Here is a 20,254-nt window from a genome sequence, read left to right on the forward strand (position 1 = left end):
GCGTCCACCGAGGAGGTGACACCGGCCTTGACTGCCTGACTCACCAACGAGGAGCCACGCGACGGCCCTCGTACACCACTCCCATGGACTTGACCTCGCTTGGGCGATGGGGACTTCCCGCGGACCCGTCCGCTCGGTGTGAGCTGCCGAGGGTCCATCGAAATCCAAAACCTCAGAGCGGGCTCTGTCGTCGAAGCGGTCGAACCTCGAATCCGGGAGTTGTTGAACGAGTTCCCGACGATGCCGGCGACCGTGATCGCCGAACGGATCGGCGGGGACCGGTCGGTCCGCGTTCTCAGCGGCCGGGTTGCCGAACTGCGCCCGGTCTACCTGCCGCCGGACCCCTCCTCTCGCACCACCTACCTGCCCCGGGAGATCGCCCGGTGCGATTTCCGGTTTCCGCCGATTACCCTCCCGATCGACCACGGCCAGATCCGAACGACTACGGAGCTCCCCGTCTTGACCATGAACTGCGGATATTCGCGCTGGGTTGTGTGCAGCGCCATCGCGAGACTGAACTGATCCACGACTGCCGCGGCATCCTCAGGGCGAACGTCCTGAACGGCGAACCCACCGACCCGGCCACCGGCATCATCGACCGTAACCACGGCTCTGGAGACCTCCCTCCTGCCCGGCCGGACGACTTCGACCGGTAGCTCGCAGCGTGTCAGGCCGGTCGCGAACGCCCTCCGCAAACGCGTCCTCTGCTCCGCCATGACCGCTCGCACTAGTGCACCCGCCAGAGGACTCCGAGGTGCAGATCCACTCCTCGAGCGACTACGACGCCGCCCTCGGGATCGGCGACTATTACGGAACGGTGACGTGATGACCGCGAGCACCAGAACATCAGACGGGACCTGACTGCGCGATGCTGCGGGACGGTTGGTCGAGCCGGCCCGGTCCGAGAACTGGCCCATGAAGAATTCCCAGTCGCATAGCGGGAGGCTCCGTCTGGGGGAACCGCGGTGGTGAATTCCGGATTCGGTCGGCGCGCTTCCGAGCCCACCGATCCTTAGAAGCCGTGACATCACCGTCTTCGTCTAAAACCCCACACCCGCGCACTGTCCACGAAATCCTGAGACAACGCAGTGAGCGGAGGATGCGACTCGATCTCGCTGCACACACCCGACCTCTAGGTGGGGGAGGGGAGGGGTGCGTGTTTCACGTGAAACGAAACGAACCCAAAGTGACGGATGGCGACATACCGATATAAAAAGGGCGGGCCTCCCAGAGGTGAATCCGGAAGGCCCGCCTTGGTGATGCTTCTGTGGATCAGTCCTTGATGACGACCACGCGACGTGAAGGCTCGGCGCCTTCGCTCTCGCTCGACACGCCATCGACCTTGGCGACTGCGTCGTGAACGATCTTGCGCTCGAACGGCGTCATCGGAGCGAGCTCCTCGCGTTCACCGCTCTCGAGGACGCGGCGTGCAGCCGACGAACCCAGCTCGGTCAGTTCCTCGCGACGGCCGGCACGCCATCCGGCGATGTCGAGCATCAAGCGACTGCGTTCGCCCGTCGCCTGCTGCACGGCGAGGCGCGTCAGTTCCTGAAGTGCGTCCAGCACCTCACCCTTGCGCCCGACCAACTTGGTGAGATCGTCTCCACCATCGATGCTGACAACAGCACGGTCGCCCTCGACGTCGAGGTCGATATCGCCGTCGAAGTCGAGTACGTCGAGCAGCTGCTCCAGGTAGTCGCCGGCGATTTCCCCTTCCTCGATCAGGTAGTCGTCAGAATCGGAATCCACCTCGGTGTCCGGGTTCTGCGTCGTTGCAGTCACGTCTGTCTCATCTCCGTCCACTGCGATGTCAGGCTCACTAGCCATGCTCGTTCTCTTTTCTGAATCAGCGCCGCTTGCGCTTGGGGGACTTTCCGCGGTTTGACTGGGGGCGGGCGCCGGGCTTCGGCTTCGACTTATCTGCGGCCGAACCGTCACCACTCACCTGATCGGAGGCACTTTCTTCGACGACGCCCTCGACGATTTCCGGTTCGCTCGCCGACAAAGAACCGTCCGTTGCGGTCCCGGACTTCTTCTTTTTCTTGGTGAGGTCGGGACGTGCACCGGGCTTCGGAGCGTTGTCCGCCCGACGTGCGATGGCAGCCTGCTTCTTCTCTTCCTCTTCGGCGTCGATGCGACGGAACACGATGTGCTGCTGCCCGTAGGTCCAGATGTTGTTACTCACCCAGTACAGGAGGATCGCGATGGGGAGGAACGGACCACCGACGAGCACACCGAGCGGGAAGATCCACAGCGCGAGCTTGTTCATGATCGCGGACTGCGGGTTGGCAGCGGCCTCGGGACTCTGCCGCGCGACGGAGGCACGCGAGTTGAAGTGAGTCGCGATGCTGGCGATGACCATCAGAGGAACTGCGACAACCGCAATGTTCAGCACCGTGGGGATCGGGCCGTACGCAGCGAACGCGTCGAGTTGTGCCTTCGGCATGGTGATCCAGGCCGAGATGGGCGCGCCGAACAGTCGGGCACTCAAGAAGGACTGCACGTCCTCGACGCTGAAGAAGTAGTTCGGCGTGTTCGCGTTGGCCTCGACCGACATGCTGAGCTGACCGATACCGGTGCCGGTGCGGTTGAACGAGCGAAGCACGTGAAACAGGCCGATGAAGACCGGCGCCTGAGCGAGAACCGGGAGGCAGCCCATGATGGGGTTGAACCCGTGCTCCTTCTGGAGCTTCTGCATCTCGGTGGCCTGGCGCTGACGGTCACCGGAGTACTTCTTCTGCAGAGCCTTGATCTGCGGCTGAAGTTCCTGCATCTGGCGCGTCGTGCGAACCTGCTTGACGAACGGCTTGTACAGCACGGCACGCAGCGTGAACACGAGGAACACCACGGAGAGCGCCCACGTGATACCGCTGTCCGGACCCAGGAAGGGAATGGCACCGAAAACCTTGTGCCAGACCCAGAGGATCCCGGACACCGGATAGTAAATGAAGTCGAGCACGGCTCTATGTACTCCTCTGTTCGTCCACGTTCGCCGGACAGCAACGGCCACCCGCATGACGGTCCATGGTTGATTCCCGCCCACCTGGGACGGGATCCCACCCACCAGGGTGCCAGGGGGCACACTTCGCCAACCGAACCACCGTCAAAAAAAGGCCTTTGATCACCCCGTGGGTACGCAGGGATTCCACCGCGTACTCGCTACAGGTCGGCATGAACCGGCAGGTCGGCATCCTCAGGGGCGACACATACGTCCGGTAGAGCTCGATGAAGAAAATGAGAGTGCGCGCCGGTAACCCGCGAACCGACTTCCACGCGTAAGAGGCCGAGGAGGTGGCCTCGGCCGTGTCGGCGCGCGACTCGTGGAGTGCGCTTTTCATGCGGAGTTACTCACGGGCGCAAGAAGGTCCAATCGAAGGAGACCTGCACGGAGTTGCTTCTCCAGGTCCCGGCTACTTGCAGTCGCAGCTCCCGGAAGAGCCCGAATCACCACATCGGTTCCCCGTGGAACCACGTCCACGAGGTCGATGCAGATATGACGAAGCCGGCGTGCGACTCGATGTCGAATCACCGCCGGCCCGACAGCCTTACTCACAACCAGTCCGAATCGCGGACCGCCGCTACTCACCAGCTCATCTGCCTGCACACGATCGAATGCGTGCACAACCAGATCGCGTCTTCCCATCCGACGACCACGTCGCACAGTCATCGAAAAATCTGAATGACGACGCAATCGGTGCGGCTCAGGCAACACCCCGAGCTCCCGAACCCAGTGTCGGGATCAGGCGGTGAGAGATTCGCGGCCCTTACGGCGACGCGCCGAAACGATTGCACGACCCGCACGGGTCCGCATACGAAGACGGAAGCCGTGAACGCGCGCGCGGCGTCGGTTGTTCGGCTGGAACGTCCGCTTGCCCTTGGCCACGGTCAACACTCCTCGAAGTTCTTCGACGCCTCCCGGCGTCATGGATCTAACATTGACGAAAACTCAGGTGTTCATCCACAAGGTGGGGATGAAACGACTTCAAAACTGGACTCGAGCCAGCACGAAACCGCCACCTCACCACAGGGTGACTGTTCGAGAGTACTTACCACTCACGGTCAGGTCAAACTCGCTCACCTGCGATTCCCCCGCGAATCGGTTGACCGACACGCCGAGGATCGACAAATGCTTGCACCCCAACTTCCAATGTGCCAAACCGCTGTGAGGTTGCCGACACTGTTGCTAGCGTCTATGCATGGTCTCGCCGATGAACCCTGATCGAGTGCCCAGCTCTCGACTTCACCGTTCTCATCTGCATATTCACCACAATTCATCCACAGGGCACAGATGGTGTGCCGCTTCGGATCACCACGAGGGTTGTTGACACCCTTCACTTCCCGGGTCCTCGAACCCGCTCATCCAGGTTTCGCATGCATAAGCGCAGGTCAGCGCGCTCAATCTGGACCCCTCACCACGCAATGGCGTCTCGACAGGAGGCGTCTGCGCTTTGTCCACATCTGTGGATAATTGTGTGGAAACACAGTTCAGATGGCATATTCGTAGGTCCGTACGGGGTCCATCCTCAGGTCGGGGAAGCTCCCAATTCCACCTCGACGACGGCACCGACACTCGACTCGGCACCGCTGGCGCCGAGTCCGCGAACACACTGGGGAGGAACCACGTGAACGACGATCCCAATGCGCTCGCACGGATCTGGATCGACGTCGTCGCAGACCTCACATCCGATTCGCCCGGCGGCGATCTGCCGCCGCTGACGAGGGGACAGAAGGCCTGGTTGGCGCTCGTCAAACCACTGACTCTCGCGCAGGGCTTCGCGCTCCTGTCCGTTCCGTCGCCCTTCGCTCAAGAGGCCATCGAGCGGGATCTCCGTGAGCCGATCCTCCACGCGCTCGGCCGTCATCTCGGTGAGCAGGTGGAAGGCCTCGGTGTGCGTATCGCGGCCCCGGTCGACGACGAACCCGAGTCAGAGCCGCCGAGCCGGGACCATCGGCCCGAGCCGGAACCGATCCACACACCCCGCCACCTCGAGACTTCCGTCACCAGTTCCGGCACTTTCCGCAGGCGCCGTTTCGGCTCCGGTGAAGATCAGCCGTACTCCGACACCACGGACTTCGAGGAGGTGGACGACGACCGCGAGGCCCTCGCCAGCGTCCACGAATCCTGGCCGTCGTACTTCACGAAGCCACCCTCCGGCCCGGCACCGTCGGCGACCGGGGGAAACAGTCTCAACGCGAAGTACACGTTCGACACGTTCGTGATCGGCTCGTCCAACCGGTTCGCGCACGCCGCGGCGGTCGCCATCGCCGAGGCACCGGCGCGCGCGTACAACCCGTTGTTCGTGTGGGGAGCATCCGGCCTCGGCAAGACGCACCTCCTGCACGCCGCCGGCCACTACGCCCAGCGGCTGTTCCCGGGGATGCGGGTGAAGTACGTCTCCACCGAGGAATTCACCAACGACTTCATCAACAGCCTCCGCGACGACCGCAAGGTGGCGTTCAAGCGCCGCTACCGCGAGACGGACGTGCTGCTGGTCGACGACATCCAGTTCATCGAGGGCAAGGAAGGTATCCAGGAAGAGTTCTTCCACACCTTCAACACCCTGCACAACGCGAACAAGCAGATCGTCGTCTCGTCCGACCGGCCGCCGAAGCAACTGGCGACGCTCGAGGAACGACTGCGTACGAGATTCGAATGGGGCCTGATCACCGACGTTCAGCCACCCGAACTCGAGACCCGCATCGCGATCCTCAGCAAGAAGGCCCGAATGGACCGGCTCGAGGTGCCCGACGACGTCCTCGAGTTGATCGCCTCCCGGATCGAACGCAACATCCGGGAACTCGAGGGTGCCCTCATCCGGGTGACGGCGTTCGCGTCCCTGAACAGGCAACCCCTGGACCTCACGCTCGCCGAGGTGGTGCTGCGTGACCTGATGCCGGACTCGTCGAGTCTCGAGATCAATGCGGCGACGATCATGGCGGTCACCGCGGAGTACTTCAACATGTCCATCGACGACCTCTGTGGCCCCGGTAAGGCACGTCCGCTGGCGTCCGCCCGCCAGATCTCGATGTACCTGTGCCGTGAGCTCACCGATCTGTCCCTGCCGAAGATCGGGCAGACTTTCGGCCGCGACCACACCACCGTCATGTACGCGGACAAGAAGATTCGCAAGGAGATGACGGAGCGACGCAAGGTCTACGACCAGGTCCAGGAGCTGACCGCCCGGATCAAGCAGCGTTCCAAGAGGTAGTCGACGGCCGCTGTCTCTCCTGCGCCCCTGGTAGCTCGCCTACCGGGGGCACAGGTCGTTTCGGGGGAACTTACGGTCCCGCGGGCAACTCGAGGGACCCCCCGAGCCGGTCCTCCAGGGTTGGCTCGAGCGGGTCCTCGAGGTACCGCTCGAGGGTCTACTCGAGGCCTGCGCGAACCCCTACCGACACGACACGCCGGTGCAACACGCCGACGCCGGGACCTGGGATAAAGCATGCACACCTGTGGATAAGGGTGGGGATGAGGTGGAATCTCTGTGGACAGAACGTGCAGAACTTTGAACAACCTCGAGTAGTCCACATGGGTGCCGGATCGGTCCTCGAGTTTGTCCTCGAGAATTCCCCATACGGCGACGCGGACGGACCAGCGTCTACACGCCTTCGTCCACAGATTCCACAGGACCTAATAGTACTTCTCATTAATTCTTATAAAAACCTCTTTGAAAACAGGGTTGGGGATTGCGCCGGTTCACAGGCCTCGGTCGGCGACTCGAGGACGCGACCGTTCCACTTTCAAGTTCGTCCTCGAGGGCATACGGTTATGCATCGCCGCTCTGTGAAAGACTGCAGTGCTGTGGTCACGGCCCGACCGTGGCGAACAACCGTGCCTACCGAGAGGAACAACCCGGCGATGGAGCTTGGAAGCCTGAAGTTTCGTGTCTCCCGGGAAGAATTCGCTGATTCAGTGGCATGGGTCGCTCGCAGTCTGCCGTCGCGGCCTCCAGTCCCCGTTCTCGGCGGTGTTCTCCTGGACGCGACCGAGCAAGGGTTGACGGTTTCCGGATTCGACTACGAGGTATCGGCCCAGGTCAGGGTCGCAGCCGAGGTCGGTAGCGCCGGTCAGGTCCTCGTCTCCGGCAAGCTTCTCGCCGACATCACGAAGTCGCTCCCCAACAAGCCGGTCGACGTGACTCTCGAAGGCACCCGCGTGCTGATCACGTGCGGAAGCGCCAAGTTCTCCCTGCCCACCATGCCGGTCGAGGACTATCCCCAGCTTCCGCAGTTGCCGCAGCAGACCGGCTCGATTCCCGCCGACCTCTTCTCCGAAGCGATCAGTCAGGTGGCGGTCGCGGCGGGCAAGGACGACACCCTGCCGATGCTCACCGGCATCCGGGTCGAGATCGAACGCAACGCGATTGTGCTCGCCGCCACCGACCGGTTCCGTCTCGCGGTCCGTGAACTCGAGTGGTCGCCGGCGAACCCCGACACCACCGCGGCCGTCCTCATCCCCGCGAAGACGCTCTCAGAGTCGGCGAAAACACTTGCAGGAGATGCCACTTCGCCGGTCGAGCTGGCGCTCGGTTCGGGCTCCGCGGTCGGCAACGACGGCCTCCTCGGCATCGTCAACGACGGCCGCCGCACCACCACCCGGTTGCTGGACGCCGAGTTCCCGAAGTTCCGGCAGCTGCTGCCGTCCGAGCACACGGCGCTGGCCACCGTGGAGATCGCTCCGCTCGTCGAGGCCATCAAGCGTGTGGCCCTCGTCGCCGAGCGCGGTGCGCAGGTCCGCCTGCAGTTCTCCACCGAGGGGCTTCTCCTCTCCGCGGGTGGCGACGATGCAGGTCGCGCCGAGGAAGGCTTGAACGCGGTCTTCCAGGGTGAGCCGCTCACCATCGCCTTCAATCCCGGCTACCTGATCGACGGGCTGTCTTCGCTGCACAGCGAGCAGGTGCTGTTCGGCTTCACGACCCCCAGCCGCCCCGCGGTGCTGCGTCCGGCCACCGAGGACGAGATCGAGCCCGACGATTCCGGCAACTTCGCGGCGCCGGAGAGCGCGTACACGTACCTGCTGATGCCGGTGCGTCTGCCGGGCTGACGATTTCGCGGAAGCGAAACCAGCACTGCCGAACGAAATCTCACGAGTGGACGGAGATCACGATGCAGATCGGGTTGGTCGGGCTCGGAAAGATGGGATTCAACATGCGCGAGCGGTTGCGCGCGCACGGGCACGAGGTGGTCGGTTACGACCCCCGCCCCGAGGTCACGGATGTGGCGTCGCTGACGGAACTCGCGCAGCGACTCGAGTCTCCGCGAGTCGTGTGGGTGATGGTTCCGGCGGGAAAGATCACCCAGGACACGGTGACCGAGCTGTCGTCGGTGCTCGAGACCGGCGACCTGGTGATCGACGGCGGCAACTCGAGATACACCGACGACAAAGTCCACGGCGAGCTTCTGGGTTCCCGCGGCATCGGCTACGTCGACTGCGGTGTGTCCGGCGGGGTCTGGGGACTCGAGAACGGCTACGGGCTGATGGTCGGAGGATCGGACGCGGACGTCGAGCGGGCGCTGCCGATCTTCGACGCTCTCCGTCCCGAGGGTGAGCGTGCGGACGGATTCGTCCACGCCGGTCCGATCGGCGCCGGCCACTACGCGAAGATGATCCACAACGGCATCGAATACGGACTGATGCAGGCGTACGCCGAGGGCTACGAGCTGCTCGAGGCGGAAGACCTCGTCACGGACGTCCACGGTGTGCTGCGCGCGTGGACCAAGGGCACGGTGGTCCGGTCGTGGCTGCTGGAGCTGCTCGTCAAGGCGTTGGGTGAGGATCCCGATTTCGCCGAGATCTCCGGTTACACAGACGATTCCGGCGAGGGCCGCTGGACCGTGCTCGAGGCGATCGACCATGCCGTGCCTGCGCCGGTGATCTCGGCCGCGTTGTTCGCGCGGTTCGCGTCCCGTCAGGACGATTCCCCCGCGATGAAGGCCGTCTCGGCGCTGCGCAACCAGTTCGGTGGTCACGCCGTGAAGAAGGCGGCAGGCGAGGCAGAAGCCGGTTCTGGAACGTAGGTGTTCGTTCGCGCACTCTCGCTCAGAGACTTCCGTTCGTGGGACGCCCTCGGTCTCACCCTGCGTCCGGGCTGCACCGTCTTCGTCGGACCCAACGGTCACGGCAAGACGAACGTGCTCGAGGCGCTCGGCTACCTGTCCACTCTCTCGTCTCATCGGGTCAGCTCGGACGCTCCGCTGATCAGGACGGGTACCGGTCAGGCGTTCGCCGGGGCGACCGTCGTCAACACCGGCCGGGAACTGACCGTCGATCTCGAGTTGAACGAGGGCAAGTCCAACAGGGCGCGGATCAACCAGTCACCGACCCGGCGGCCGCGGGAGATTCTCGGGATTCTGCAGACGGTGCTGTTCGCGCCGGAGGATCTGTCGCTGGTCCGCGGGGATCCGGGGGATCGGCGGCGCTACCTCGACGAGCTCCTCACGTCCCGTATCCCGCGGATGGCGGCGGTACGCGCCGATTACGAACGGGTGCTGCGGCAGCGGTCGGCTCTGCTCAAGACCGCAGGTGGCGCGCTGCGGCGGGTGTCCCGCGGCGGCGGCCAGTCGAGCGAGGACGGCGCGAGTGCGCTTGCCACACTGGAGGTCTGGGACGGACATCTCGCCGCGCACGGTGCACAGCTGCTCGCCGGTCGGCTTCACCTCGTCCATGATCTCGCTCCCCATCTGGCCGAGTCGTACCAATCGCTGGCACCGGAGTCGAGGCCCGCGAGCATCCGCTACCGCTCGAGTCTGGGCTCGTCGCTGCCACCGGAGTTCAACGATCCGGCTCGAGTGCCCGAGGCGGACGACATCGCGTTTCTCGAGGAGCGGTTCCTCCAGGAGCTGTCCGTGATGCGTTCCAAGGAGATCGAGCGGGGTGTGTGTCTCGTCGGACCGCATCGTGACGATCTCGAACTGCAACTCGGCGACACCCCGGCGAAGGGATTCGCGAGTCACGGTGAGTCGTGGTCGTTCGCGTTGTCGTTGCGGCTGGCGGGATTCGCATTGCTGCGTTCGGACGGCAGCGATCCGGTGCTCATGCTCGACGACGTATTCGCCGAACTCGACCGTCGTCGGCGGCGCGCACTCGCCAAGGTCGCGTTGGATGCGGAACAGGTGCTGATCACGGCGGCCGTGCCGGAAGATGTTCCGGAGGAACTCGACGCCGTCCGATTCGGTGTGGAGGCCTGCGACACCGATCGAGGACGGATATCGCACATCGTGGAAGACACGGAGGACCGCTGTGACGGATGATCCCGAACCCACCGCACCGGCGGCGGCCCCCGAGCCGGAGGTGAAGGGAATCGATCTCGCCCGCCGTGCCCTCGAGGAGGCACGTGCCGCGGCGAAGGCGAGCGGAAAATCCGTCGGGCAGGGCCGCCGGTCCGGAACCGGTGTCCGGGCCCTGCGCGCCCGGCGTCGACGCGGATGGTCGGGTCCCGGGCCGGACGACCGCGATCCCCAGCCGTTCGGTGCGCTGACCAACGCGCTCGCGAAACAGCGCGGCTGGTCTCCCAAGGTGTCCGAGGGGACGGTCCTCGGTCGGTGGGTGCAGGTGGTCGGTGAGGACATCGCCGCGCACGCCGAACCGACGGGGCTGCGGGACGGGATCCTGAGCGTCTCCGCGGAGTCGACGGCCTGGGCGACGCAGCTTCGGATGATGCAGTCGCAGATTCTCGCGAAGATCGCCGCGGCCGTCGGCGACGGCGTCGTGAAGTCGTTGCGGATCACCGGTCCGACCGCCCCGAGCTGGCGAAAAGGTGAACGGCACGTCCGGGGGCGCGGTCCCCGGGACACCTACGGATAGGCCGGAGCGGACGTTCAGTCCCTAGTTTTGTCTATTACTCGGTGTTACAGTTACTCCAAGTTTGAGTGAACTGTGCCGCAAGTCTTCGTCGTGGCGCAGCCGCCGGCACGAAGGAGTAATGAGATGTCCGCCCCGACTGCACCCCGGAACGCGATCCCCGAACCGGACCACATCCTGTTGCAGGCCAGGAACGTGGAGTTCGACTGGTCGAACCTTCCCATGCACTGGATCCCGGGCGACCCGTTCAGCACGCACGTCCTCAACGTCCTGCACCTTCTCCTGCCTGCGGGCGAGGAGTGGTTCGTCGAGACGTTCAAAGAGGCTCTGCCGCTGATCGAGGACGAGCAACTCCGCGACGACGTGGTCGGGTTCATCGGCCAGGAGGCGATGCACGCCAACGCCCACACCGGCGTCCTGGCGCACCTGAGGGAGAAGGGTCTCGACCCGACGCCGTTCACCGAGCAGATGGAATGGACGTTCTCCAAGATCCTCGGACCGCGACCGCTCACCGGTCTGCGTGAGAAGAACTACCTGATCGAGCGGCTGGCGGTCATCGCCGCCATCGAGCACGTCACCGCGTTCCTCGGCGACTGGGTACTCAACGCCGAGGGGCTCGACCGCGCCGGGATGCATCCGACGATGCTCGACCTGCTGCGCTGGCACGGCGCCGAGGAGGTGGAGCACCGCTCCGTCGCGTACGACGTCATGCGGTACTTCGACAAGCGTGAGTCCCGGCGGATCCGCACCCAGGTGATCGTCACCCCGGTCATCGTGTGGCTGTGGGTGCGCGGCACCCGTTTCCTCATGCGGAACGATCCGGAGCTCGCCCAGTGGTCGGCGCACCGGCGTAAGCCGCACCTGACCGATTTCTTCGCGGCAGGCAAGCGTGGCACCCTCCCGACGGCCCGGGAACTCGGCAAGCGGATGTCGACGTATTTCACGCGTTCCTACCACCCGAGCAACGAGGGTTCGACGGCGCAGGCCGTGAAGTATCTGGCGTCCTCGCCCGCGGCTCAGGCGGCCGAGCGATGAAGCTGTCCCGGGTGCGGGAGGTGCTCACCGGGCAGGGCCTGCCCCGCTACGACGCTCCCCCGGACATCAAGGGGCGACCGCGCCCCGACCGCGCCATGCGGATCACCGAGGCCGTGGCCGCCAAGTACCTCGGTGTTCTCACCGCGTACGAGTACGATCCGGGGGTCGCCGGGCACAACCCGGACGTGGCGATGAAAATGGTTGTCTCCCAACGTGACGTCGTGGCACTGGACGAGAACGTCGTGCAGCTGCGGTTCGAAGCCGAGGACGGTGCGGAACTCCCGGCGTGGCAGCCGGGTTCGCATCTAGACTTCCACTTGCCGTCCGGGCTGCGACGTCAGTACTCGCTGTGCGGGGACCCGTCCGACCGCACGGGCTTCAGTATCGCCGTCCGCCGGATCCCGGACGGCGGTGGTGGATCCCTCGAGATGCACGCGCTCGAACCGGGCGCCCCGGTGACGGTTCGCGGCCCCCGCAACGGGTTTCCCTTCGTCGGCGAGGGGAGTGCGCTCTTCGTCGCCGGCGGCATCGGCATCACGCCGATCCTGGCGATGGTCCGGGCGGCGCGCGATCTCGGTATGGACTGGCAGTTCGTGTACTCAGGCCGGTCACGAGAGTCGATGCCGTTCGTCGACGAGATCGAAACGTTCGATCGGTCACGGGTGTTCATCCGTCCCGACGACGAGTTCGGACTGCCGACCGCCGAGGAGTTGCTGGAGCGTGCCGCGCCGGGCGGCGCCGTCTACTGTTGCGGGCCGACGCCGATGCTGGAGTCGGTACGCCGCGGGTTTCCCGGAAGCCCGGCCACTGCATTGCATTTCGAGCGATTCGGGGCGCCGCCGGTGCTCGACGGCACCGAGTTCGAAGTGCAGCTCGTCAGCACGGGTGAGGTACTCACCGTGCCTGCCGACGAGTCCGCACTGACGGTGATCAAGAAGACGATGCCCGGAGTGGGGTATTCGTGCCAGCAGGGATTCTGCGGCACCTGCAGGGTGAAGGTGCTGTCCGGCACCCCGGATCACCGTGAGACGCGGCTCACCGACGCCGAGCAGGAGAACGAGATGCTGATCTGCGTGTCCCGCGCCGACACCGGCCGTCTCGTCCTCGATCTGTAGTTCCCACCGCAAATCCCGAACCCGATCCCGCACGACGACCAGAGGACCCACCATGACTCCATCCACATCCGGTACCACCCGGCGGATCACCAACGGTTCCGTCGAACTCGCCGTGTTCGAGGAGGGCAACCCCGACGGCGAGACGATCGTGCTGGTGCACGGCTGGCCCGACACCCACGACCTGTGGAGCCGAGTGGTGCCGTTCTTGAAGGAGCGGTTCCGGGTGATCAGCTACGACAGCCGCGGTGCAGGCTGGAGCACCGTGCCCACCCGGGTCGAGGACTACCGACTGCCCGCCCTGGCCGGCGACCTGTTCGCGGTGATCGACGCCGTGAGCCCGGGCCGTCCGGTGCACGTGCTGGCCCACGACTGGGGATCGGTGGAGGGGTGGGAGGCGGTCTGCGAACCGGAAGCACGCGCGCGAATCGCGTCGTTCACCTCGATCTCGGGGCCCAACCTCGATCACCTCGGCAAGTGGATGCGCCGTCGAATGTCGGACCGCAGCTTCGGCGGGCCGCTCGCCCAAGCCGTCGCGTCCGGCTACACCGTCCTGTTCCAGATTCCGGGCCTGGCGACGCTGCCGCTGCGGCTGTGGTTCTCCCGGCACTGGCCGGCGTTCCTGAAGTTCTTCGACCGCCTCGACCCCGCGCTGGTGCGTCCGGCGCCGACGCTGGCGGACGACATGGTCAACGGGCTGAAGCTGTACCGCGCCAACATCCGTGCGAGGCTGCTGAGGCCGCGCGAGCGGTACACCGATGTCCCCGTCCAGCTGATCCTGAACAAGAACGACAAGGCGGTGCGGCCCGTCGGCTACGAGGACACCGAGAAATGGGCGCCCGACCTGCGCCGTCGAGAGGTCGACGCCGGGCACTGGTCGCCGATCTCCCACGCCGAGGACATCGCGCAACTCGCCGCGGAGTTCGTGCTGCACGTTGAGGACCGGCGGTCGGCAGGTCTCTCGGACGGCCCGCCCGAGAGCGCTTCGGCCTAGGTTTTCACTCCCGAGACGCCCTGAAAATTCGTCTACGGGGCGCTCAGGGGTGTCATAGCCCGCTCCTGGCGCTGACGTACCAGTAAGATGGCCGAGGTAACTAGCGGCAAGATTCCCGATTCTCGTCTCCCGCGTGCCCGACCAGGGCGGTGGGCGCCTGCGTCGGGCATTGGACGGAGAAGGAGAGCTACCCACCCGTGGCTGCCCAGAAGTCAGACAAAAGCACCTCCAGCAAGGACTACGGCGCTTCTTCCATCACCGTCCTCGAGGGACTCGAAGCTGTTCGTAAGCGACCGGGTATGTACATCGGTTCCACCGGTGAACGCGGTCTCCACCATTTGATCTGGGAAGTCGTCGACAACTCGGTCGACGAGGCCATGGCCGGCTACGCCAGCAAGGTCGAGATCACCCTGCTCGAAGACGGTGGCGTCCGGGTCATCGACGACGGTCGAGGCATCCCCGTCGGGATGCACGCCTCCGGTGTCCCCACCGTCGAGGTCGTCCTCACCCAGCTCCACGCCGGCGGCAAGTTCGACTCCGACTCCTACGCCGTGTCCGGCGGTCTGCACGGTGTCGGTATCTCCGTCGTCAACGCGTTGTCCACCAGGCTCGACGTCGACATCAAGCGCGACGGCTTCCGCTGGAACCAGACCTACACCGATTCCAAGCCGGGTGAACTCGTCAAGGGCGAGGCCACCAAGGAGACCGGCACCACGGTCACGTTCTGGGCCGACTCGAACATCTTCGAGACCACGGTCTACAGCTTCGAGACGGTCGCCCGCCGCCTTCAGGAGATGGCCTTCCTCAACAAGGGCCTGACGATCACCCTCACCGACGAACGCGTCAGCGACGCCGAGGTCACCGAAGAGGTCGTCAGCCAGGTCGCGGATGCTCCGAAGACCGCCGAGGACGAGTCCGCCGAGGCGGAGGCGCCGGCCGCGCACAAGGTGAAGACCCGCGTCTACCACTACCCGGGCGGCCTCGAGGACTACGTGCGGCACATCAACCGCACGAAGCAGCCGATCCACAACTCCGTCGTCGGTTTCACCGCCAAGGGCACCGGCCACGAACTCGAGATCGCGATGCAGTGGAACTCCGGCTACTCGGAGTCGGTCCACACGTTCGCGAACACCATCAACACCCACGAGGGCGGCACCCACGAAGAGGGCTTCCGTTCCGCCCTGACGGCGACGGTCAACAAGTACGCGCTGGACAAGAAGCTCCTCAAGGAGAAGGACCCGAAGCTCACCGGTGACGACATCCGTGAGGGTCTCGCCGCGATCCTCTCGGTGAAGGTTGGTGAACCGCAGTTCGAGGGTCAGACGAAGACGAAGCTCGGCAACACCGAGGTCCGGTCGTTCGTCCAGAAGGCGAGCAACGAGCACCTGTCGCACTGGTTCGAGGCGAACCCGGCCGACGCGAAGACCATCGTGAACAAGGCGGTGTCGTCGGCGCAGGCCCGCGTCGCCGCCCGCAAGGCCCGCGAACTGGTGCGCCGCAAGAGCGCCACCGACCTCGGCGGTCTGCCGGGCAAGCTTGCCGACTGCCGGTCCAACGATCCGAGCAAGTCCGAGATCTACATCGTGGAGGGCGACTCCGCAGGCGGCTCGGCCAAGTCCGGGCGCGACTCGATGTACCAGGCGATCCTGCCGCTGCGCGGAAAGATCATCAACGTCGAGAAGGCACGCATCGACCGTGTGCTGAAGAACACGGAAGTTCAGTCGATCATCACCGCGTTCGGCACGGGCATCCACGACGAGTTCGACATCGCGAAGTTGCGGTACCACAAGATCGTGCTGATGGCCGACGCCGACGTCGATGGCCAGCACATCGCAACGCTGCTGCTCACGCTGCTGTTCCGCTTCATGCGGCCGCTCGTCGAGCACGGCCACGTCTACCTGGCGCAGCCCCCGCTGTACAAGCTGAAGTGGCAGCGCAGCGACCCGGAGTTCGCGTACTCCGACCGGGAGCGCGACGCCCTGGTCAAGGCCGGCCTCGAGTCGGGCAAGAAGATCAACAAGGACGACGGCATCCAGCGTTACAAAGGTCTCGGCGAGATGAACGCCAAGGAACTGTGGGAGACCACGATGGATCCGTCGGTGCGCGTCCTGCGTCTGGTGACGCTCGACGACGCAGCCGCAGCCGACGAGCTGTTCAGCGTTCTCATGGGTGAGGACGTCGAGGCCCGGCGAAGCTTCATCACCCGTAACGCCAAGGACGTCCGCTTCCTCGACGTCTAGGTATCCGGCACAAGAGATTACGGATGTCGTGCAGCCACCGGCGGTCGGAAGACCCCGGTGGCTGCACCCGTCTGGGCCGGTTTCGCGACCGGGTGAGGCAGAAATCCGTCCTCGACTGTGAACCGCGATTCTGTGTAGCCTGGTCCGCTGATCCACCCCGCGACGACAACGTCTGGGATCGGTGGTGCGCATGTTACTTGGAAGTAAGGATCGGGGAATTTCTGTGGTAAGAACGTTCCCCATGGGGATGTGATGAACTCGTTACATTCGGAAATCGGTGCGTCGGGCAGCGCTGCGCACAGCGCAACTGATCGATCACTTTCCTCTGTCGACGCGTGTCGTCCGGGCCGGTACGACTGCCCTGTCGCAGGCGCGGTCACGAGCACAGAGCGACAAGCTATGAGTGGTTGGAAAGGAAGCGTGGGATGAGCGACGATTCGCCGCCCCGGGCAAAGTTCTGGGATATCGAGGGCTGGGGCCTGCGGTGGAAGGTGACCGCGGTTCTCGCAGTTCCCGTCACCGTCGCCATGGTGCTCGGCGGGCTCCGTGTGCAGGGCGAGCTGAGTAACGCCGTCCACTTCACCGAGGCGGCCGACCAGATCGTCGTCGTCCCGGACATCGTGGCCCTCGAGGCCTCGATGGGTACCGTGACCAGTGGTTACGCCTCGGGTACCCTCACCAAGCAGGACCGCGAGGACGCGGAATCCCTGATGAACGGCGTGTCCGAACAGGCCCGGAACCCCGAACTGGATCCCGCCGTCGTGAGTTCCATCAACCAGACCGTCTCGGACGGTCGGGCCCTCCTGAATCTGATGGATTCCCCGGGCGTCGCCACCGACCTGCTCGCGGAACGCCAGCGCGCGTTCGCCGCGGACTTCATCCGCGAAGTGGACGACATCGTGCGTCCCATCGAAGACAGCGAAGTCGTCGACAAGGGCTACCAGCTGACCAACGCGTGGCAGGCGCAGCGTCGTCTGTTCGAGCAGGCCATGGGCCTCGTGATCGTGAAGGACGTCTACGCCGGTCCCGACGGACGGGAGAAGGCCCGCACGGGCGACATTCCCACCTCGGCCGTCGTCGCGGCCGCCGGCGCCGAATCGAGCCTCCTCGACGTCCTCGACCGCTACTACCCCAAGGGGGATGCCCGTGTCGAGACGCTGCGAAACAACATCAACGACCGCAACGCCCTCATCGACCAGGGCCTGGCCGATGCGGCGCGCGGCGGGATGCTGCCCATCCTGCAGCTGCGCTCCTCCCTCATCGCGAGCCGTGACGTCTACCAGGAGCTGACCAGCGAGGCGGCGAACGACATCGCGTCCACCGTGCAGATCCGCGCGGCCGAGACCCGGTCCGCCGCGCTGCGTGACACGGCGATCGTCCTCGGAACCCTGCTCGCCGCGCTCGTCCTCGCGCTCCTCGTGTCGCGTTCGCTGATCGGTCCGATCCGCCGCCTGCGGTACGGCGCGCTGAAGGCCGCCCGCCGCGACCTCCCGGAGGCGATCGAGCAGATCAAGGCCAGTGACGATCCGCGGGCACTGTCGTTCGAGCCGGTGGCCGTGCACTCCTCCGAGGAGATCGGCCAGCTCGCCCGCGCCGTGGACGACATCCACGGGCAGGCCCTCAAGCTCGCCGGTGAGCAGGCACAACTGCGCCTGCAGATCAACGACATGTTCGAAACGCTCGCACGCCGAAGCAAGTCGCTCGTCGACCAGCAGCTCGGCCTGATCGAGAATCTCGAGTTCGAGGAGAAGGACCCGAAGCGACTCGAGAGCCTGTTCCGGCTCGATCACCTGGCCGCGCGTATGCGCCGGAACGGTGAGAACCTGCTGATTCTGGCCGGCACCCGCGTGCGTCGTTCGCAGGCGGCGCCGATCCCGCTCGGCGACGTGCTGCGTGCCGCGATCTCCGAGGTCGAGGACTACCAGCGTGTGCAGATGGGTGCGACCCCCGAAGGCGCACTCAGCGGCACCGTCGTCACGGACGTCGTGCACCTGCTCGCCGAACTCGTCGACAACTCGCTTCGCGCTTCGCCGCCCGACACGGTGGTGACGTTCAGCTTCGCTCGCGCCGTGGACGGCGGGGTGCTGCTCGAAATCGCGGACCGCGGCATCGGTATCCCGGCCGACGACATGCGCGCCGTCAACGAGCGTCTGGCGTCGGGTGGTGAGGTCGGTCCCGAGACCGCGCGCCACATGGGTCTGTTCGTCGTGAGTCGGCTCGCGAAGCGTCACGGCCTGACCGTGCGCCTGCGGTCGACGTTCGACACCGCCCGCAACCCGGGTGTGACCGTGAGCATCCACATCCCGAATGCGCTGATCGTGTCGCAGGCTGCCCGACAGGACACGGGACCGCAGCGGAGGATTCCCGCGGCGCCGGTCCGGACCGCCATCCCGGCACCCGCGGCCCCGGCCCAGCGCAAGGACAACGGACAGCAGCAGCCGGCAACCCGCAACGGACTGCCGACCCGCACCCCGTCCACACCTCCGCCCGCGCCGAGCCCGGCACCTGCGAGCGCGGTGACGACGGCCTCCGGCACGAGCCTGCCCCGGCGTCAGCCCGGTGCCAGCGGCATCGCGGCCGGCGCGGCATCGTCGACCGGTGCCCCGGCGGCGCAGCAGTCCCAGGACACCGTCAACGTCCGCGGATCCGGGGCGATGCCGAAGCTGCCCGTGCGGCGGCCGCAGGCGGCGACCCCGGAAACGGCACCGGCGGAATCGCGGCCACAGCACGCGCCGCACGCACCACGTAGCGAGAACCGCATCGAGACGCGGACCGCGGAGCAGCCCGCGCCCCTGTCGTCGAACGGCGACGACCAGGGACCGGTCCGGCACCGCTACCGCACCAACTCGGCGAAGACCGCGTCGTTCTTCCAGTCGCGGATCGATCCGCCACCGGCCGAGGCGGCACCGCGCCGAGGCGGCGGCACCCCGATCTTCTCCGACATGGTGTCCGACTGGCTGACCGATCCGACCGGCACCGAAGGCGCACCCGGCGACTGGCATTCCGCCGGCGACGCCGGATGGTCCGCCGCCGAACGGATCAGCGAGACTCCCGTCGAGGTCGACCCGGAGATCGGACTGCCGAAGCGGCGTCCCGGAGACCGGCTGGTTCCCGGCACGGTCGAAGGCGCGCACAATACGGGGACACTGCGCCGGGTGCGTGACCCTGAGACAATTCGCGCCAATCTCAGTCGTCACCAGCAGGGCGTCCGAAACGGCAGGGCCACGAGGCTCGCGGAACGTAACAGCATTGAAGGAGACCGATGAACACCGCTCATGGATCCGACGTCACGCGACCGCTCGACTGGTTGGTGTCGAACTTCGCCAGTGACGTGCCCGGTGTCTCCCACGCCGTGCTCGTGTCCGCGGACGGTCTCCTGATGGCGGCCAGCGCCCACCTCCCGATCGACCGGGCCGAGCAACTGGCCGCCGTCACGTCGGGGCTGGCCAGCCTGTCGGCCGGTGTGTCCCGGTTGTTCGAAGGCGGCGGAGTGCTGCAGTCGGTGGTCGAGATGCAGCACGGATACCTGCTGCTCATGAGCGTCGGCGACGGCTCGCACCTCGCGACCCTCACCGACGCCGAGTGCGACATCGGACAGGTCGGCTACGAGATGGCGATCCTGGTCGACCGCGTCGGCGCATCGGTGCAGGCCACGGCCCGCACCCCGCAGGGTCTCTGATCAGCCCATGCCCATGAACGACCACCACTCGGAGCAGCCGGGCCCGAACATCGTGCGCCCGTACTCGCTGACGTCGGGCCGGACCCGGCCTGCGGTCGAACTCGCGCTCGAAGCGTTGATTCAGGCACTGCCGCAGTCGGTGGACCGGCAGTGGGAACTCGACGACGTCAACGCCGCGATCGTCGCGTTGTGCCAGCAGTCGCCTTCGGTCGCCGAGATCGCCGCCCGGGTGGGCGTGCCCCTCGGAGTGGCACGCGTCCTGGTCGCCGACCTGGTCGAGGCCGGTCATCTTCAGATCCTGGCCACCCTGAAGGAAGACTCGACCGACTCCGAACGTCGTGAACTCATCGAAAGGGTCCTCAGTGGACTTCGCGAAATCTGATCCCCGCAATC

18 protein-coding genes are annotated in these 20,254 nt (G+C 65.7%); 13 read left to right on the top strand and 5 right to left on the bottom strand.

The features are described from left to right. The first annotated feature begins 240 nt into the window (after positions 1 to 240). Positions 241 to 522, top strand: coding sequence for a hypothetical protein (locus ACFWAY_RS30395; protein ID WP_378513183.1), 282 nt, complete (start codon positions 241 to 243; stop codon positions 520 to 522). A gap of 750 nt (positions 523 to 1,272) precedes the next feature. Here the strand turns inward: ACFWAY_RS30395 and ACFWAY_RS30400 are convergent. Genes ACFWAY_RS30400 through rpmH form a run of 5 tightly spaced genes read right to left on the bottom strand, consistent with a single transcriptional unit; the run spans position 1,273 to position 3,883 of the window. Further along, entirely contained in the window at positions 1,273 to 1,827 is a 555-nt protein-coding gene (locus ACFWAY_RS30400; protein WP_378456304.1) for a protein jag, read from the bottom strand. Between the two features lie 19 nt (positions 1,828 to 1,846). After that, entirely contained in the window at positions 1,847 to 2,959 is a 1,113-nt protein-coding gene (gene yidC, locus ACFWAY_RS30405; protein WP_378513184.1) for a membrane protein insertase YidC, read from the bottom strand. A gap of 4 nt (positions 2,960 to 2,963) precedes the next feature. Further along, positions 2,964 to 3,338, bottom strand: coding sequence for a membrane protein insertion efficiency factor YidD (gene yidD, locus ACFWAY_RS30410; protein ID WP_378513185.1), 375 nt, complete (start codon positions 3,336 to 3,338; stop codon positions 2,964 to 2,966). Then, entirely contained in the window at positions 3,335 to 3,712 is a 378-nt protein-coding gene (rnpA, locus tag ACFWAY_RS30415) for a ribonuclease P protein component (protein WP_378456307.1), read from the bottom strand. Before rnpA ends, yidD begins: the two co-directional genes overlap by 4 nt. A 27-nt stretch (positions 3,713 to 3,739) precedes the next feature. Then, the gene (rpmH, locus tag ACFWAY_RS30420) at positions 3,740 to 3,883 is read right to left on the bottom strand and encodes a 50S ribosomal protein L34 (RefSeq protein WP_005263481.1); all 144 of its coding nucleotides are present in this window, start codon (positions 3,881 to 3,883) and stop codon (positions 3,740 to 3,742) included. Between the two features lie 739 nt (positions 3,884 to 4,622). Between rpmH and dnaA the strand changes: the two genes are divergently transcribed. From dnaA to ACFWAY_RS30480, 12 genes are all read left to right on the top strand, one after another. Further along, a complete protein-coding gene (gene dnaA / locus ACFWAY_RS30425) occupies positions 4,623 to 6,209 on the top strand; it encodes a chromosomal replication initiator protein DnaA (RefSeq protein ID WP_378456308.1) in 1,587 nt (528 codons plus the stop codon). 650 nt (positions 6,210 to 6,859) lie between these two features. Continuing rightward, a complete protein-coding gene (gene dnaN / locus ACFWAY_RS30430) occupies positions 6,860 to 8,044 on the top strand; it encodes a DNA polymerase III subunit beta (RefSeq protein ID WP_378456309.1) in 1,185 nt (394 codons plus the stop codon). A 62-nt stretch (positions 8,045 to 8,106) separates the two neighbouring features. Then, the gene (gene gnd / locus ACFWAY_RS30435; protein ID WP_378513186.1) at positions 8,107 to 9,018 is read left to right on the top strand and encodes a phosphogluconate dehydrogenase (NAD(+)-dependent, decarboxylating); all 912 of its coding nucleotides are present in this window, start codon (positions 8,107 to 8,109) and stop codon (positions 9,016 to 9,018) included. Continuing rightward, on the top strand, positions 9,019 to 10,251 hold the full coding sequence (recF, locus tag ACFWAY_RS30440) for a DNA replication/repair protein RecF (protein ID WP_378513187.1): 1,233 nt from the start codon (positions 9,019 to 9,021) through the stop codon (positions 10,249 to 10,251). Continuing rightward, on the top strand, positions 10,241 to 10,804 hold the full coding sequence (locus tag ACFWAY_RS30445) for a DUF721 family protein (protein ID WP_378513188.1): 564 nt from the start codon (positions 10,241 to 10,243) through the stop codon (positions 10,802 to 10,804). The genes recF and ACFWAY_RS30445 overlap by 11 nt, the downstream gene beginning before the upstream one ends. A gap of 123 nt (positions 10,805 to 10,927) precedes the next feature. Beyond that, positions 10,928 to 11,836 carry a metal-dependent hydrolase gene (locus ACFWAY_RS30450; RefSeq protein WP_378456313.1) on the top strand — a complete coding sequence of 303 codons (909 nt, stop codon included), beginning with the start codon at positions 10,928 to 10,930 and terminating at the stop codon, positions 11,834 to 11,836. After that, positions 11,833 to 12,951: a PDR/VanB family oxidoreductase gene (locus tag ACFWAY_RS30455; protein ID WP_378513189.1), complete on the top strand. Its 1,119-nt coding sequence runs from the start codon at positions 11,833 to 11,835 to the stop codon at positions 12,949 to 12,951. The genes ACFWAY_RS30450 and ACFWAY_RS30455 overlap by 4 nt, the downstream gene beginning before the upstream one ends. A gap of 52 nt (positions 12,952 to 13,003) precedes the next feature. Then, entirely contained in the window at positions 13,004 to 13,942 is a 939-nt protein-coding gene (locus ACFWAY_RS30460; RefSeq protein ID WP_378513190.1) for an alpha/beta fold hydrolase, read from the top strand. A 197-nt stretch (positions 13,943 to 14,139) separates the two neighbouring features. Beyond that, the gene (gene gyrB / locus ACFWAY_RS30465) at positions 14,140 to 16,182 is read left to right on the top strand and encodes a DNA topoisomerase (ATP-hydrolyzing) subunit B (protein ID WP_378513191.1); all 2,043 of its coding nucleotides are present in this window, start codon (positions 14,140 to 14,142) and stop codon (positions 16,180 to 16,182) included. A gap of 425 nt (positions 16,183 to 16,607) precedes the next feature. Then, positions 16,608 to 19,448, top strand: a complete 2,841-nt coding sequence (locus ACFWAY_RS30470) for a sensor histidine kinase (protein WP_378513192.1) — start codon at positions 16,608 to 16,610, stop codon at positions 19,446 to 19,448. Continuing rightward, complete coding sequence (locus tag ACFWAY_RS30475; protein WP_005249096.1) at positions 19,445 to 19,861, top strand: roadblock/LC7 domain-containing protein; 417 nt, start codon at positions 19,445 to 19,447, stop codon at positions 19,859 to 19,861. The genes ACFWAY_RS30470 and ACFWAY_RS30475 overlap by 4 nt, the downstream gene beginning before the upstream one ends. Before the next feature lie 7 nt (positions 19,862 to 19,868). Then, positions 19,869 to 20,243 (top strand): DUF742 domain-containing protein, encoded by a 375-nt coding sequence (locus ACFWAY_RS30480; RefSeq protein ID WP_005249095.1) that lies wholly within the window; start codon positions 19,869 to 19,871, stop codon positions 20,241 to 20,243. The last annotated feature ends 11 nt before the right edge of the window (positions 20,244 to 20,254 follow it).

It is taken from the genome of Rhodococcus sp. NPDC059968 (assembly GCF_042738615.1).
In the GTDB taxonomy this organism is placed as follows: Bacteria; Actinomycetota; Actinomycetes; order Mycobacteriales; family Mycobacteriaceae; genus Rhodococcus_F.